This window comes from Burkholderia sp. 3C (assembly GCF_054589155.1).
In genome coordinates, this window is sequence record NZ_BAAILN010000151.1 from 53,982 (window position 1) to 69,817 (window position 15,836).

Genomic DNA, 15,836 nt, shown 5'->3' on the forward strand with positions numbered 1-15,836 from the left:
CGGCGGCCGGCCCCGATGCCGCCGCGCCCGCGTTTCCGGTAACGATCACGCATCAATGGGGCACGACGACCGTCGCGCGCCAGCCCTTGCGCGTGGTCGCGCTCGGCTGGAACGAGGCGGACGTGGTGCTCGCGCTCGGCGTCACGCCGGTCGCGATCCAGGATTGGCAGCAGCTCGGCCTCAAGCCGGGCCAGGTCAACCCGTGGTCGCAATCACTGGTGCATGGCCCCGCGCCGGTGATCCTGCCGCGCGGCGACCTCGATTTCCGGCGGATCGCCGCACTGCACCCGGACCTGATCCTCGACGTCAACGGCCGCGACAACAGCTCGCAGGCGAACTACCAGTTGCTGTCGCGGATCGCGCCGACGGTGGCCTCGCCGCCCGGCCTGACGAACAACAACCTGCCGTGGCAGCGCCAGGTGACGATCGACGCGCTGGCGCTCGGCAAGGTCGAAGCGGGCAAGGTGCTGATCGCCGCCACCACCGCGAAAATCCAGGCCGTGAAGGCCGCGCATCCGGCGTTCGCGGGCAAGACGTTCACGATCAACTGGGGCGTGCAGAACGGTTGGCACTCCTATGTCGAAGGCGATGTGCGGCCGCAGTTGCTGGAGGATATCGGCCTGACGCTGTCGCCGGCCGTCAAGCGCCTGCCGGCCCGCAACTATTTCGCAGACCTGCCGATCGAGCGCACCGGCGCGATCGACGCGGACCTCGTGCTGCTGGTGGCGTTCGCGCGCCCGGCCGCGTCGATCGTCGGCGAGCCGGCCGTGCGGGCGCTCGACGCGTTCCGCCAGCACCGCGTGGTGCTGCTCGACAACCGGCGCGACGCCGAACTGCGCGCGGCCTTCGCCACCGGCTCGCCGGCCAGCATCGACTATTCGCTCGGCCACCTCGTGCCGCGCATCGATCGCGCGCTCGCGGGTGCGGGTGACGGAGCCACGCCGTGAACGCGGCCGAAACCGACGCACTCGCCCCGCCCGTGACGGCCGCCAACGACGACGGCCTCCAGGCGCGCGGCCTGAGCCTGCGCTATCCGGGCGGCACCTCGATCGCCGAGAACCTCGACGTGACGATCGCACCGCACCGCTTCACGGCGATCGTCGGGCCGAACGGTTGCGGCAAATCCACCTTGCTGAAGGCCTTGAGCCGCCTGCTGCGCCCGGCGCAGGGCAGCGTATCGCTCGACGGGCGCGACGTGCGCGATTACGCGTCGAAGCCGTTCGCGCGGCGGGTGGGTTTCCTGCCGCAATCGTCGCAGGCGCCGGACGGCGTGACGGTGGCCGAACTGGTCGGGCGCGGGCGCTACCCGCATCAATCGGCGTTCGGCTGGCAATCGGCCGAGGATCGCGCCGCGATTGCCGAAGCGATGGCCGCCACGGACGTGGCCGAGCTGGCCAATCGTCGGGTGTCCGAACTGTCGGGCGGGCAGCGGCAGCGTGTGTGGATCGCGATGTCGCTGGCGCAGCAGACCGACATCCTGCTGCTCGACGAGCCCACCACGTTTCTCGATCTCGCGCACCGCATCGAGGTGCTCGAACTGTGTCACCAGTTGAATGCGCGGCACGGCACGACGATCGTCGCGGTGCTGCACGACCTCAACGAGGCGTGCCGTTACGCGGACGACATGATCGTGATGCGCGGCGGCCACCTCGTCGCGCGTGGCGATCCGTGCGAGATCGTGACGCCGGCGGTGATCCGCGCGGCGTTCGGGCTGGATACGCAGGTGATCGCCGATCCGGTCACGGGCACGCCGCTGGTGCTGCCGCTGCTGGCCGGCAAGCGCCGCGCCGCATCAACCGTCGGCCAGCCCGCCAGCCGCTGAATCCGGGCCGGCGCCGTCGCGCGCGGGGTGCTGCTCAACCCCCGCCCCTGGCGCATCGAGCGCCGCCAGCGCCTCCCCCAACTGCTCCGCGAACGCTCGCGCCACCGGCCCGAGCGGCTCGCTGTCGAGCGCCGCGATCGCCACGCAAAACGCCAGCTCCGGCCGGAACGGCCGCATCACGAGCCCGTTGCCGGCGCAGGTGCTGGCGATCAGGCGGCTCACGATGGTCACGCCGATGCCGCGCTCGGCCATCGCGCAGGCCACGCTGACCGAATGCACCTCGGCCGCGATCGCCTGGCTGATGCGGGCATTGCGAAACGACGCATCCACTTCGTGGCGCATCGAACTCTGCCGCCACAACAGCACCATCGGCACGCCGTCCAGATCGCGCGGGCCGATTTCCGCCAGCGCCGCCAGCGGATGACCGGCCGGCATCACGCACACCGCCTCGCTCACGAACTCGCGCACCATCGTCAGGCCCGGCTGCGGATCGGGCAGGCGCACGATCGCCAGGTCCACCTCGCGGCTGCGCAACGCCTGCTCGGACGCCTGATAAGTGCCCGAAAACACTTCGAGCACGGCGTCGTCATAGGTTTCGTAGAAGCGCCCGAGCACCGAGGGCAGCAGCGATTGCGCAAGCGTGTTCGGCACCATCACGCGCACCAGCTTGCGGCGCGTGCCGGCCAGCCGCAGTTGCTGCGCATGCCGCTCCAGGCAGCGCGCGGCTTCGAGAATCGCCTCGGCGTCGCCCACCAGCGCGTCGGCCTCGCGCGTGGGCGCGAGCCGCCCCTGTTCGCGCTGGAACAGGGTCAGGCCGAGGTCTTCTTCCAGTTGGGCCAGCAAGCGGCTGACCGCCGACTGCGACAGGCCCAGCCGCTGCGCGGCGGCCGTCGTGGTGTGCAGCGCGGCCACCGCCGCGAACGCTTCGAGCTGTTTCAGGTTCATCGCAGTTTATGCATAGACGTATGCCGATCGCGCATAGGCTTGCGACCGCCATATTGACGTCGAATCATCGCATCCAACGACCGGCACCGGACAGGCGCCGGCCATCGCATTCTCAACATTCGAGGTTCGACACGCAATGATGGCCTTCATCATCCGCCGCATCGTCCAGAGCGCCGGCGTCCTGTGGTTGACGTCGCTGCTGGTGTTCTGCGGCGTCTACGCAATCGGCGACCCGGTCGCGATCCTGATCCCGGCCGACGCCAGCCCCGCCGAGATCGCCCAGGCGGTGCGCGCGCTGGGGCTGGATCAGCCGCTCTGGCAGCAATACCTGCATTTCGTGGTGCATGCGCTGCATGGCGACCTGGGGCGCTCGTTCGTGTTCGACGAGCCGTCGATTCGTCTGATCTTCGAACGGCTGCCGGCCACGCTGGAGCTGGGCTTCGTCGCGCTGGTGCTGGCGCTCGGCATCGGCCTGCCGCTCGGCCTGCTGGCCGGGCTGCGCGCCGGCTCGCGGTTCGACCGGATGGTGATGTCCGGTTCGATCCTCGGCTTCAGCCTGCCGAACTTCTGGCAGGGGATCATGCTGGTGCTGATCTTTTCGGTCACGCTCGGCTGGCTGCCGTCGGCCGGGCGCGGCGCGCTCGGCGACTGGCTCGGCATCCATACGAGCCTCGCCACGCGCGACGGGCTGCTGCACCTGCTGCTGCCGGCGCTGAATCTCTCGCTGTTCAAGATGTCGCTGGTCACGCGGCTCACGCGGGCCGGCGTGCGCGAAACGCTGCCGCTCGATTACGTGAAGTTCGCGCGCGCCAAGGGCTTGCCCGAGCGCCGCGTGATCGGCGTGCACGTGCTGAAGAACATCCTGATTCCGATCGTCACGGTGGTGGGCATGGAGTTCGGCTCGCTGATCGCGTTCGCGACGGTAACCGAGACGATCTTCGCGTGGCCGGGCGTGGGCAAGCTGATCATCGACAGCATCACGCGGCTCGATCGCCCGGTGATCGTGGCCTATCTGCTGATCGTCGTGACGATGTTCACGCTGCTGAACCTGCTGGTGGACATCGTCCAGTCGCTGCTGGACCCGCGCGTGCGGCTGGAGGCGGCATGATCGGCCTGCTCGCCCGTTCCCTGCGCACGCGCCTCGCGTTGCGCACCGCGCTGCCCAGGCTGCCGCGGCTCGATCCGCACACCACGGCCGGCCGCGTGGTGCGCAGCCTGGCGGCCTCGCCCGGCATTGCCGCCGCCAGCGCGGTGCTGATCGTGCTGATCGCCGTGGCGCTGCTCGCGCCGTGGATCGCGCCGCAAAACCCCTACGACCTCGCCCAGTTGAGCGTCAGCGACGCGCGGCTGCCGCCGTTCGCGCGCGGCGCCAGCGGCCACCTTTACCTGCTCGGCAGCGACGCGCTTGGCCGCGACATGCTGGCCGCGATGCTGTACGGGCTGCGCATCAGCCTCGGCGTCGGCCTGCTGGCCGGCGCGGTGGCGATGACGCTCGGCACCACGCTGGGCCTGTGCGCCGCCTACTTCGGCCGCACCGTCGACGCGCTCGTGATGCGCACCGTCGATCTGCTGCTGGGCTTTCCGACCATCCTGGTCGCGCTGATGGTGCTGGCCGTGCTCGGTCAGGGCGTGGACAAGGTGGTGCTGGCGCTGGTCACGGTGCAATGGGCCTATTTCGCCCGCACGGTGCGCGCGGTGGCCGCCGTCGAGCGCCGCAAGGAATACATGGAGGCCGCGCGCTGCCTGGGCCTCGGCCATCGCCGCGTGCTGTTCGGGCATCTGCTGCCGAACTGCCTGCCGCCCGTGATCGTGATCGGGCTGGTGCAGGTGGCCTCGGCGATCTCGGCCGAGGCCACCCTGAGCTTTCTCGGCATCGGCCTGCCGGTCACGCGGCCGTCGCTCGGCCTGCTGATCGCGAACGGCTTCCAGCAACTGCTGGCCGGCAACTACTGGATCAGCGTGCTGCCCGGCCTGCTGCTGCTCACGCTGGTGTTCAGCATGAACGTGGTCGGCGACAGCGTGCGCGAAGCGCTCAACCCGCGTTTGCAGAAATAGGATCGACATGACGACGCCCACGCTTTCCGTGCAGCACTTGCGCACGCATTTCTTCACCGGCGACGGCATCGCGCGCGCGGTCGACGACGTCAGCTTCGACGTCGCGCCGGGCGAGGTGGTCGGCCTGGTCGGCGAATCCGGCTCCGGCAAGTCGATCACCGGCTTCTCGGTGCTCGGCCTGGTGGACGCGCCGGGCCGCATCGTCGGCGGCCAGGTGCTGTTCAACGGCCGCGACCTGACCACGCTCGCGCCCGATGCGCTGCGCCGCCTGCGCGGCAACCGGATCGCGATGATATTCCAGGATCCGATGATGACCTTGAACCCGGTGCTGCGCATCGATACGCAGATGATCGAATCGGTGCGCGCCCATGCCAGCGTGTCGAAGTCGGCCGCGCGCGAGCGGGCGCGCGATGCGCTCGCCAAGGTCGGCATCGCCGCGCCCGACGAACGGCTCGCCGCCTATCCGCATCAGTTGTCGGGCGGCATGCGCCAGCGCGTGGCGATCGCCATCGCGCTGCTGCACGAGCCGGATCTGATCATCGCCGACGAACCCACCACCGCGCTCGACGTGACGATCCAGGCGCAGATCCTCGCGCAGATGCAGGCGCTGTGCGAGCGCACGCGCACGGCGATGGTGTGGGTCAGCCACGATCTGGCGGTGGTCGCGGGGCTCGCGCAGCGCGTCTGCGTGATGTACGCGGGCCGCATCGTCGAATCGGGCAGCGTGGACGCGATCCTCGACCGCCCGCGCCATCCCTACACGATCGGCCTGATCGAATCGCTGCCCGAGCATGCGCCGCGCGGCGCGCCGCTGAAACCGATTCCCGGCATCGCGCCGAACCTGCTGGCGCTGCCGGCCGGCTGCGCGTTCGCGCCGCGCTGCACGCGCGCCAGCGCGCAGTGCCGCAGCACCGAGCCGCCCGTGGCGGCCGACCACGATCACACCTGGCGCTGCTTCCACCCGCGCAACGGAGACACTCAATGAGCCCCCTTCCCGAAACCGCCCCGCTGCTGGAGGCGCGGCAACTGTCGCGGCGCTTCGCGCGGCGGCCCCATTATGCCGAGCGGATCGCCGGCTGGCTCGGCGCGAAGCCGGCCGCGCCGGTGGTGCATGCCGTCGACGGCGTGGATCTGACGATCCGGCGCGGCGAGGTGCTCGGCCTGGTCGGCGAATCGGGCTGCGGAAAATCCACGCTCGGCCGGATGCTGGCCGGTGTGGTGCCGCCGTCCGACGGCACGATTCGCGTGTTCGATGCGGCGGCGGGCGCGGCAACCGCAGCCGCAACCCAATCCGGCGCGCAACGGCTCGCCACCCAGTTGATCTTTCAGGACCCGCTGTCGTCGCTGAATCCGCGCAAGCGGGTGCGCGACATCATCGGCGAGGCGCCGCGGGTGCATGGCCTGGTCGATCGCGCCGGCTACGACGCGTTCGTGGTGGACGTGATGCAGCGCGTCGGGCTGAACCCCGATTTCCGCGATCGCTTCCCGCATCAGTTCTCGGGCGGCCAGCGGCAACGCATCGGCATCGGCCGCGCGCTGGCCGTGAACCCCGATTTCCTGATCTGCGACGAATCGATCGCCGCGCTCGACGTGTCGATCCAGGCGCAGATCATCAACCTGTTCATGCGGCTGCGGCGCGACCTCGGCCTTACCTACCTGTTCATCAGCCACGACCTGGGCGTGGTCGAGCACCTGAGCGACCGCGTGGCGATCATGTACCTCGGGCGCGTGGTGGAAACCGCCCCCACCGAGGCGTTGTTCGCGCGGCCGCAGCATCCGTACACGATCGCGCTGCTCGGCCAGGTGCCGCGGCTCGCGAACCGCCGGCATCGCTTCGAATCGATTCGCGGCGAGCTGCCCTCGCCGCTCGCGCCGCCGTCCGGCTGCCACTTCCATCCGCGCTGCCCGCACGCGAACGCGCGCTGCCGCAGCGAGCGGCCGCTGCTGCGCGAAACCGCCAGCGGGCACTGGAGCGCCTGTCATCTCGTGGAGGCGGCATGATGCGGCTCCGTTTCCCGGCGAATGTGCGGCGCGGGTTGCCGGCGCGGCTGACGCTCGCCGCCTGGCTGGCCGCCGCGCTGGCGGGCGCGGCTCCCGCGCAGGCCGCCGATGCGGCGGGTGCCGCAAATGCCGCTCACCGCGACATCACGATGGCGCTGGCCTCCGAGCCGGCCTCGCTCGATCCGCTGTTCTCGCGCACGCAGAACAACATGCAGACGGCCGAGAACCTGTTCGAGCGCCTGATCTCGCAGGACGAAAACCTGCAGGTGCGGCCCGGCCTCGCGCAATCGTGGCGCAACCTCGATCCGACCACCTGGGAATTCCATCTGCGCCCCGGCGTGCGCTTCTCGGACGGCTCGCCGCTGACGGCCGACGACGTGGCCTGGTCGTTGCAACGCGCGCGCCACGTGCCGAACAGCCCCGCGCCGTTCTCGGGCGCGGTGGCCGAGATCGCGCGCATCGACGTGATCGATGCGCTGACCTTGCGGATCGTGACGAAAACACCGTCACCGGCTTTCGTCGAGCAGGTCGGGCTGGTGTATATCGCGTCGCGACACGCCGCGGCCGGCCACGCCAGCAGCGATTACCGCAACCCGGCCGTGGCGGTGGGCACCGGCCCGTACCGGTTGGTGCGCTGGATCCCGGGCGACCGGTTGGTGCTCGAACGCAACCCGTATTACTGGGGCAAGCGCCCCGCGTTCGACCACGCGACGCTGCGCTTCGTGGCCAACGACGCGGCGCGGCTCTCGGCGCTGATGTCCGGCTCGGTCGATCTGATCGACAACGTGCCGCCGGTCACGCTCGATCGCCTGCGCCACACGCGCGACGTGACGCTGTTCTCGGGGCCGTCGGCGCGGCTGATCTATCTGGCGCTCGACGGCTCGCGCCCGGTGTCGCCGTTCGTGCATGTGGCGGCGAACCCGGCCGGCGGCGCGCAGGCGGGCGCGAACCCGCTGCGCGACGTGCGGGTGCGCGAGGCGATCTCGAAGATGATCGATCGCGAGGCGATCGCGCGCTACCTGCTCAACGGCGCGGCGCTGCCGGCCGCGCAGATCGCGCCGCCCGGCCTCGGCGGCCACGACCCGCGCCTGACGCCCGATGCCTTTGACCCGGCCGGCGCGCGCCGCCTGCTGGCCGAGGCCGGCTATCCGCAGGGCTTCCGGCTCACGCTGCACGCATCGAACGACCGTTTCGCCAGCGACGGCGACCTGGGCCAGGTGCTCGGCCAGATGCTGGCGCGCGGCGGCATCCGCATCGACGACGTGGTCACGCAGCCGTACAACGTGTACGCCGGGGCGGCCGCGAAGCGGGCCTACAGCGCGTTCGTGTTCAGCTTCGGCAACAGCACCAGCGATTCGGCGATCGCGCTGACCAACGTGATCGCCACCCATTCAACGGCGGCCGGCACCGGCGCGTTCAACCGCACGCGTTATTCGAACCCGCGCGTGGACGCGCTGCTGCAACAGGCCTCGCAAACCTTCGACACCACCGCGCGCCGCCAATTGCTGGCCGACGCGGCCGATGTCGCCTTCCGCGATTACGCGATCGTGCCGCTCTATTTCCCCGTCGATTACTGGGCGGCGCGCGGCGGCGTGATCTTTCATCCGAACCAGGCCGAACGCACTTCCCTGCTCTACGTAGAGACCCGACCATGACGTTTTTCGCTTCGCCGACCGCCGCTTTCCCCGATGCCGCCGCCTCGCCGGCGGCCGGGCTGGCCGACCTGATGGTGCCGATGCGCGACGGCGTGCGCCTCGCCACCGACGTGTACCTGCCGCCCGGCTACCGGGTGGGCATCGACGCGCCGTTGCCGGCCATCCTCGAACGCACGCCGTACGGCAAGACCGACCTGTCGCGCTCGGAGATCCACCACGGCGCGCCGCCGATGAACCGCGCCGACGTGGCGCGCTATTTCGCGGCGCGCGGCTATGCGGTGGTGATGCAGGATTGCCGGGGCCGCTACGGCTCCGAAGGCGCGTTCGAGAAATACATCGCGGAAGGCCCCGACGGCTTCGACACGATGGCCTGGATCGCCGCGCAGCCGTGGTCCGACGGGCGGGTCGGCACGATGGGCCTGTCGTACGCGGCGCACACGCAACTGGCCGCCGCCTGCCTGAACCCGCCCGCGCTGGCCTGCATGGTGCTCGATTCGGGCGGCTTCGCGAACGGCTACCACTGCGGCATCCGCCAGGGCGGTGCGTTCGAGCTGAAGCAGGCCACCTGGGCGTTCAACCGCGCGCGCAACAGCCCGGCCGCCGAGGCCGATCCGCTGGTGGCTGCGGCGCTTGCCGGGCACGACCTGCGCGACTGGTTCGCGCGCATGCCCTGGCGGCCCGGCCATTCGCCGCTGGCCAGCGTGCCCGACTACGAGCATTACCTGTTCGAGCAATGGACGCGCGACGCCTACGACGACTACTGGCGCCAGCCCGGCATCTGCGCCGAGCATTTCTACGGCGCGATGCGGCGCGTGCCGGCAATCTGGATGTCGAGCTGGTACGACGCCTACGTGCAGAGCACGCTGGCGAATTTCGCGGCGCTGTCGGACGTGCCCGAGGCGCCCGCGTATCTGATCATGGGGCCGTGGCTGCACGGCGACCGCAACGTGCGCTACAGCGGCGACGTCGATTTCGGCGAGCATGCGGCGATCGAAGGCGAGCTGGCCGAGGATTGGCTCGCGATGCGCGCACGCTGGTTCGACCGCTGGCTCAAGCCGGCGGACGCGCCGCGCGCCATCGAGCCGGTGGCCCGCATCTTCGTGATGGGCGGCGGCAGCGGCCGCCGCAACGCCGACGGCCGCATGTCGCACGGCGGGCGCTGGATCGGTGCGCCGTCATGGCCGCTGCCCGGCACGCAAGCGGTGCCGTTTCACCTGCGCGCCGACGGCTCGCTCACCCGCGATCCGGCCGCGGCCGACGACGCGCAAACCTCGATCGCCTACGCGTTCGACCCCGCGCGCCCGGTGCCCACCATCGGCGGCGCGCTGACCTCGGGCGCGCCGGTGTTCGAGGGCGGCGCATTCGACCAGCGCGAGCTGCCCGGCTTCTTCGGCGTGCAGGCGCCGGGCCGGCCGCTCGCCGCACGGCCCGACGTGCTGGTGTTCCAGACGCCCCCGCTCGAACACGACGTGGCGGTGGCCGGCCCGATCCGCGTGCGGCTGTGGGTATCGAGCGACGCGCCCGACACCGATTTCACGGCCAAGCTGATCGACGTGTGCCCGCCCAACGCCGATTACCCGGACGGCTATGCGATGAACCTGACCGACGGCATCTTCCGCTGCCGCTTCCATGCGTCGTGGGAAGCGCCCGAACTGCTCGAAGCGGGCCGTGTGTACGAGATCGCGATCGAGCCGTTCGCCACCGCGAACCGTTTCGCGCGCGGCCATCGCATCCGCATCGACATCTCCAGCAGCAACTTCCCGCACTTCGACGTGAACCCGAACAGCGGCGAAGCGCCCGCGCTGGCCCGCGCGCCGCGCGTGGCCGTCAACCGCGTGTGGCTCGGTGCGGGCACCCCGTCGCAACTCGTGCTGCCGATCGTGGACACCGCGCAACTCGACGCGCTCGCGCTGCCGCCGCACACCGCCTGAACCGGCCCGGGCTGCCGGGCCTTCCCGCCTGATTCGCCACCCCACGCCGCGCACGACGCGGCGCCATGGGGCGGATCGGCTCGTCTTTAGTTCGCAGTACAGAGTAGTTAACAACGTCAACCGTAGTGCTTGAAACAGGGGAAAACATCATGAAAACAGCATCGTTGCGGGCCATCCGCATCGCGGCCGGCGGCCTCGGGCTCGGCCTGGCGGCCGGCGCGGCGCAGGCGCAATCGAGCGTCACGCTGTACGGCATCGTGGACGGCGGCTTCACGTACACGAGCAACCAGGGCGGCCACGCCAACTACCAGGCCACGGCCGGCAGCGAGCAAGGCTCGCGCTGGGGCTTTCTCGGCAGCGAGGATCTGGGCGGCGGCAACCGCGCGATCTTCCGGCTGGAGAACGGTTTCAACCTGCAGACCGGCGTGGCCAGCGCGAACGGCCGCATGTTCGGGCGGCAGGCCTGGGTGGGGATCGCCACGGCGCGCTACGGCACGATCACGCTGGGCCGCCAGTACAACGCGTCGCAGGATTCGCTCGAACCGCTGCAGATGGCCACCGATATGGTGCAGTACGCCACCCACCCGTTCGACACCGACGACATCAACAACTCGTTCCGCACCGACAATTCGATCAAGTACGTCACGCCGACGATTTACGGGCTGCAGGTCAACACCATGTACGCGCTGTCGGGCAACGCGGCCTCGTTCGCGACCAACCGCTCGTACAGCGTGGGCGCGACCTGGACGGGCGGCCCGTGGCGGCTCGGCGCGGCCTACGTGGTGCTCGACCATCCGGCCACCGACACCACCGGCGCGATTCCGTCCGACAACTACTTCACGTTCCTGAAGGGCATCACGAACCAGCGCATCTGGGGCGTGGGCGGGCTGTACGAGATGGGGCGCGCGACGCTCGGGCTGATGTACACCAATACCCGCTTCGAACTGACGCCGGCCAGCCAGCACCAGACCTACCAGAACGCCGAGGCCAGCCTGCGCTATGCGATTACACCGGCGCTGCATGCGGCCGTGGGCGAGACGTATACGAACGTGTCGACCAACGGCGCGGTGGGTTCGTGGCACTACTGGCAGACCAACACGGCGCTCCAGTATTTCCTGTCGAAACGCACCGACATCTACATCGACCTGCTCTACCAGCACGCCAGCAACGCGGTGGCGCAGATCGAAGGCACCAGCGGCGCATCGAGCGGCGCGTCGCAGTTCCTGGCCGTGACGGGCATTCGGCACAAGTTCTGACGCGGGGCCGCTTGCGCCGAAAGACGCGCCCGGCGTAACGGTGGTGCGGCTGGCCCGCGAGATCGCGCGGCCCTGAAACGGAAACCGGCGCCGCCCCCATGCGGGCGCGGCGCCGATTCCGAGCCGCCCAACCGCTTACTGATCGAGCGCCCGTTCGAGCGCCTTCTTCTCGGCCTGCCGTTCCGGCGACGCGTTGTAGCGCGCGGCGCGCGCCAGCAGCATCCGGCGTTCGTCATACACGCAACCGGCCGCGTAATGCGTCTTGTCCACCGTGAACGCGCGCAGGGCGCGGTCGTCGATGTCCTTGCGGACGATCGCATCCGTGCCCATCTTCAGCTCGATTTCCATCCCGTTGCCCGGTACGAGCGCGAGCACGTCGTTATACGGATGCGCCGACGGCACGATCAGCAGCACCGTGCTGCGGCTGTTCAGCACCACCGTGCTGCTCTTGACGCCGAGCGTCGTGAGCGGCGGCGTGACGGTCCACGCCGGCCCCGGCGCAAGATCCTGCGCCTTGGCTTCGCGCAGCTTCACGCGGTGCTGATCGACGCGGTCGTTGAATTCGGCCAGTTCGTCGTAGGAGGCGCGGCATTGCACGATCTTGTCGAGCAGCGCGCGGGAATCGAGCGAGGCCGAGGGAACGGCTGAGGCGGCATGGCTGGCCGGCATCGCCAGCAGCATCGACAGCGCAGTCGCGGCGCCCGCGAGGCGGAATCGGAACGCGCCGCTCATGATTTCACCACGCAGTCGGTCAGCGCGAGGTAGTGCGTGCCGGAGGTGGCTTGCAGCACGCAGATCGCCTTGAAGCGCTTGCCGACCGGCAGCGCCTTCATTTGCGCGTCGGTGGCGTCGTCGAATGCGCCGAGGCGCGCGACGGCTTCCGTGGGCTTGGCCGGATCGCCGGCCACGAAGATATTGCCGCCGTCGAGGCCTTCCGCGTGTTCGACGACCACGCCGTCGAAGCGCACGTGCTTGCCGTCGCCGAATTCCGGCAGGTCGTCGACCTCGTAGTCGGCCTGTGCGTAGCGCGCATACAGGTCCTGCAGGCGCGCATCGTGGATGTCCAGCCCGGCGGCCTGGGCGGCGCTGGCCGCCAGCATGCACGACGCGGCCAGCACGGCCCCCGCCGAGGCTCGCCCGATTCGATTTCGCAACATGGTTGTTCTCTCAGTGTGATGTCGTTATGCGCGCCACGCGGTTCGTCATGAACGAGCCGGGCGGCGCGACACGCAATGTATCAGAAAGAAAGCGAAATCGAACGGACAACGAACTGAATTGAAAGCGATGCGCTACCGGCCCGGCGCGGCGCTCAACCGGGCGTAATCGGCGGCCGACATGCCGCGCGCATGCTTGAGGAACGCCGCGAGTTGCCAGATGTCCTGATCGCTGAACGTCTTGCCGAACGCCGGCATGGCCGTCATGCGCACGCCGTTGCGGATGGTCCAGAACATCAGCGGTGGCGTGTTGCGGCGCTTCGCGTCGAGCAACAACGGCGCGCCGGGCAGGATGCCGCGCGCGATCGGCCCGGGCGGTTCGCCCGGCGCGCCGTGGCAGGCCACGCAGGTGGCCGCGTAGCGCCGCGCGCCGGCCGCGATGTTGGCGTCGCTCATCAGGTCGGGCGGCGCGACGATGCCCCGCGCGTGCCGATGCAGCGAGTTCTCGTAGGTGGTGTGCAGCGCCCAGGCCACGATCGGATCGTGCGGCGGGATCGCGGAGACGTCGTACCAACCGGAATAGATCACCCCGAGCGCGCCGGCCGCGGCGGTGGCCGCAACGGCGGCCAGCGTCAGGCCGACAGCCTTGAACGGGAAGCGGGAACGCCGGGAAAGCGGTGAATGCGCCATGCCGTGCCGCCGGGTCAATGCGATTGCGGCGCTGCCGCGCCCGCGCTCGCACCGATGACGTTGGCATCGGCCCGGCTCGCGACCGCCAGCGGCGTGGCCGCGCCAAGTGACGCCGCATCGGACGCCGCCAGCTTCGCCTCGGCGGCCTGGATGTCGGCCGGGAAATCGAGCGTCTCGCCGAGTGGATCGAAGCCCGCCTGTTCGACGCGCACGAGGTCGGCGCGCACCTGGGCGCGCGTCAATTGCGCATGGCTCGCTTGGGAATACAGGCCGGCGCAGGCGGCCAGCAGCATGACGGCGGCCTTGGCCGCCCGGATCGGGAATCGCATCGGAAGCTCCTTGTCCGCCCACGAAGGGCGAGCCGGCCGAGCGCATCATGCGCTGTCGTGTCGATGGCCCACGCGGCCGATAAGGCATTCTCACCGTGTCATGACCCCGTCACGCTGACGTGTTCATTACCGTTTTGTCATTTTTCTGCCGACAAGGCGTGCTTGCGCCGCGTGTGCAGCGATTTACGCCGCGATCGCTGCCCCCACCTCGCGCCGCATGTCGGCGAACGCATAGCTCGCGCGGTCGCGCGGGTAATCGATCGGCACCTCCACGATCCGCTCGACGCGCCCCGGGTTGGCCGACAGCACGACGATCCGCTGGCTCAGGTACAGCGCCTCCTCGATATCGTGCGTGACCAGCACCATCGTCACGCGCTGCCGCTGCCAGATCTCCAGCAGCGCGTCCTGGAGCCGCGCGCGCGTCAGCGCATCGAGCGCGCTGAGCGGCTCGTCAAGCAGCAGCACATCGGGCGCGGTCACCAGCGCGCGGGCGATCGCACCGCGCTGCGCCATGCCGCCCGACAGCTCGCCCGGCCACGCGTCGCGGCTGCCGTCCAGGCCCACCAGTTCGAGATGGGCGCGCACGCGCTCACGCTTGGTGGCGTCGTCGATGTCGACATTCTTCAGCGCCAGCGCCACGTTCTGCTCCAGCGTGAGCCACGGCAGCAACCGGTGATCCTGGAACACGATGCCGCGCGACAGGCTTGGCCCGCGCACCTCGGCCGCGCCGAGCCGCAAGCTGCCGTCGTAATCGTCGTCGAGGCCGGCCAGCACGCGCAGCAGCGTCGATTTCCCGCAACCGCTCGGGCCGACCACGCTGACGAATTCGCCGGGCGCGACGTCGAGTTCGATGCCGTCGAGCACGGTGCGGGTGCGGCCCTGCGACGTGAAGCGCTTGGTCAGGCCGCGAACATGCAGCGGATGATGGGCGGGCTCGCCCGCCTCGGGTGGCCGCGCGTCGCGGCCGAGGGTGGCAACCGGCATGGCTGGGTGCTCCGTTCGGGTTGATTTATTGCGCGCCGGGCGACGCGGACGCCTTCCAGCGCAGCGCATGACGCTGCACCGCGTACATGCCGCGATCGATCAGGAAGCCCACCACGCCGATCGTCACCATGCACACCAGCAACTGGTCGGTCATCAGCAGCGATTGCGCGCGGAAGATCAGAAAGCCGATGCCCTGCTGCCCGGCCAGCCCCTCGGCCACCACCACCATCGCCCACGCGAGGCCCGCGCTGTAGCGCAGGCTGACCATGATGGTCGGCAGCGCCGACGGAATCAGGATGTAGCGCAGCATCTGCAGGCGCGTCAGCGTCAGCACGCGGCCCAGTTCGATATGGCGCGCGTCGGCGTTGCGGATGCCCTGCAGCGTGTTGAGGAACACCGGGAAGAACACCGTCTTGGCGATCACCAGGGTCTTGGCCGGCGCGCCCACGCCGAGCCACAGCACGATCAGCGGAAACCACGCGATGCCGGGGATATGCCGGATCGTGTCGAGCGTCGGCCCGAAGAAGCGTTCGACGGGCCGGACCAGCCCGGCCGTGAAGCCGAGCGCGATCGCGGCCGCCGCGCCATACACGAACGATTGCAGCACCAGCGAGACGCTGACGCCGAAATCGTGCAGATACGAATCGCGCACCAGCATGTCCCAGAACGAGGTGGCGGTGCGCCACGGCGTGGGCAGGAACACGGCCGGAATCCAGTGGCGGGTGCTCGCGATGCTCCACAAGCCGACGATCAGCACCGGCAGGATCCACGGCCAGGCCAGCCAGCCGAGGCGCGCCAGCGTGAAGCGGTCGCGGCCGGGTTGGGTGCGGGGTTCGGATTGCCGGGCGGCGGGCGTGCTGGCGTCGTCCGGCGCGTCGTGCTGATTGTGCTGATCGTGCTTGCCGTGATGGTCACTGGTCGCCCGAGGCGCATCGCGCCGCACCGGCCCGCCCAGCCCCGCGCGCGCCTGCTGCCGCGTCGCTGCATTTGCCATCGTGTTCTCCGTGTGGCGAG

16 protein-coding genes are annotated in these 15,836 nt (G+C 70.0%); 9 read left to right on the forward strand and 7 right to left on the reverse strand.

The features are described 5' to 3' along the window. On the forward strand, positions 1-947 hold a 947-nt coding region (locus ACYP33_RS31190; protein WP_459625070.1), incomplete at its 5' end, for an ABC transporter substrate-binding protein. Further along, complete coding sequence (locus ACYP33_RS31195) at positions 944-1,822, forward strand: ABC transporter ATP-binding protein (protein ID WP_459625071.1); 879 nt, start codon at positions 944-946, stop codon at positions 1,820-1,822. The genes ACYP33_RS31190 and ACYP33_RS31195, both read left to right, overlap by 4 nt. On the opposite strand, the gene ACYP33_RS31200 is transcribed toward ACYP33_RS31195, so the two are convergent. Continuing rightward, positions 1,793-2,767 (reverse strand): LysR family transcriptional regulator, encoded by a 975-nt coding sequence (locus tag ACYP33_RS31200; RefSeq protein ID WP_459625072.1) that lies wholly within the window; start codon positions 2,765-2,767, stop codon positions 1,793-1,795. The genes ACYP33_RS31195 and ACYP33_RS31200 overlap by 30 nt on opposite strands. A 136-nt stretch (positions 2,768-2,903) precedes the next feature. Here ACYP33_RS31200 and ACYP33_RS31205 point away from each other — a divergent pair, with 136 nt between their 5' ends. From ACYP33_RS31205 to ACYP33_RS31235, 7 genes are all read left to right on the forward strand, one after another. Then, on the forward strand, positions 2,904-3,875 hold the full coding sequence (locus tag ACYP33_RS31205; RefSeq protein ID WP_459625073.1) for an ABC transporter permease: 972 nt from the start codon (positions 2,904-2,906) through the stop codon (positions 3,873-3,875). Then, positions 3,872-4,822 (forward strand): ABC transporter permease, encoded by a 951-nt coding sequence (locus ACYP33_RS31210; RefSeq protein ID WP_459625074.1) that lies wholly within the window; start codon positions 3,872-3,874, stop codon positions 4,820-4,822. Before ACYP33_RS31205 ends, ACYP33_RS31210 begins: the two co-directional genes overlap by 4 nt. Before the next feature lie 7 nt (positions 4,823-4,829). Continuing rightward, the gene (locus ACYP33_RS31215) at positions 4,830-5,807 is read left to right on the forward strand and encodes an ABC transporter ATP-binding protein (RefSeq protein WP_459625075.1); all 978 of its coding nucleotides are present in this window, start codon (positions 4,830-4,832) and stop codon (positions 5,805-5,807) included. Beyond that, on the forward strand, positions 5,804-6,823 hold the full coding sequence (locus ACYP33_RS31220) for an ABC transporter ATP-binding protein (protein ID WP_459625076.1): 1,020 nt from the start codon (positions 5,804-5,806) through the stop codon (positions 6,821-6,823). The genes ACYP33_RS31215 and ACYP33_RS31220 overlap by 4 nt, the downstream gene beginning before the upstream one ends. Further along, entirely contained in the window at positions 6,820-8,478 is a 1,659-nt protein-coding gene (locus ACYP33_RS31225; RefSeq protein ID WP_459625077.1) for an ABC transporter substrate-binding protein, read from the forward strand. The genes ACYP33_RS31220 and ACYP33_RS31225 overlap by 4 nt, the downstream gene beginning before the upstream one ends. Next, positions 8,475-10,409 carry a CocE/NonD family hydrolase gene (locus tag ACYP33_RS31230; protein WP_459625078.1) on the forward strand — a complete coding sequence of 645 codons (1,935 nt, stop codon included), beginning with the start codon at positions 8,475-8,477 and terminating at the stop codon, positions 10,407-10,409. The genes ACYP33_RS31225 and ACYP33_RS31230 overlap by 4 nt, the downstream gene beginning before the upstream one ends. Positions 10,410-10,558: 149 nt before the next feature. Then, the gene (locus ACYP33_RS31235; RefSeq protein ID WP_414447613.1) at positions 10,559-11,665 is read left to right on the forward strand and encodes a porin; all 1,107 of its coding nucleotides are present in this window, start codon (positions 10,559-10,561) and stop codon (positions 11,663-11,665) included. A 135-nt stretch (positions 11,666-11,800) separates the two neighbouring features. Here the strand turns inward: ACYP33_RS31235 and ACYP33_RS31240 are convergent, their stop codons facing one another. From ACYP33_RS31240 to ACYP33_RS31265, 6 genes are all read right to left on the reverse strand, one after another. Then, positions 11,801-12,397: a hypothetical protein gene (locus ACYP33_RS31240; protein ID WP_459625079.1), complete on the reverse strand. Its 597-nt coding sequence runs from the start codon at positions 12,395-12,397 to the stop codon at positions 11,801-11,803. After that, positions 12,394-12,822, reverse strand: a complete 429-nt coding sequence (locus ACYP33_RS31245) for a hypothetical protein (protein WP_414439173.1) — start codon at positions 12,820-12,822, stop codon at positions 12,394-12,396. The genes ACYP33_RS31240 and ACYP33_RS31245 overlap by 4 nt, the downstream gene beginning before the upstream one ends. A 132-nt stretch (positions 12,823-12,954) precedes the next feature. Continuing rightward, positions 12,955-13,509, reverse strand: coding sequence for a c-type cytochrome (locus ACYP33_RS31250; protein WP_459625081.1), 555 nt, complete (start codon positions 13,507-13,509; stop codon positions 12,955-12,957). A gap of 14 nt (positions 13,510-13,523) precedes the next feature. Beyond that, positions 13,524-13,838 carry a DUF4148 domain-containing protein gene (locus ACYP33_RS31255; RefSeq protein ID WP_459625082.1) on the reverse strand — a complete coding sequence of 105 codons (315 nt, stop codon included), beginning with the start codon at positions 13,836-13,838 and terminating at the stop codon, positions 13,524-13,526. Positions 13,839-14,021: 183 nt separating this feature from the next. Beyond that, entirely contained in the window at positions 14,022-14,822 is an 801-nt protein-coding gene (locus tag ACYP33_RS31260; RefSeq protein ID WP_459625083.1) for an ABC transporter ATP-binding protein, read from the reverse strand. Positions 14,823-14,847: 25 nt separating this feature from the next. Beyond that, complete coding sequence (locus ACYP33_RS31265; protein ID WP_459625084.1) at positions 14,848-15,816, reverse strand: ABC transporter permease; 969 nt, start codon at positions 15,814-15,816, stop codon at positions 14,848-14,850. Positions 15,817-15,836: the final 20 nt, after the last annotated feature.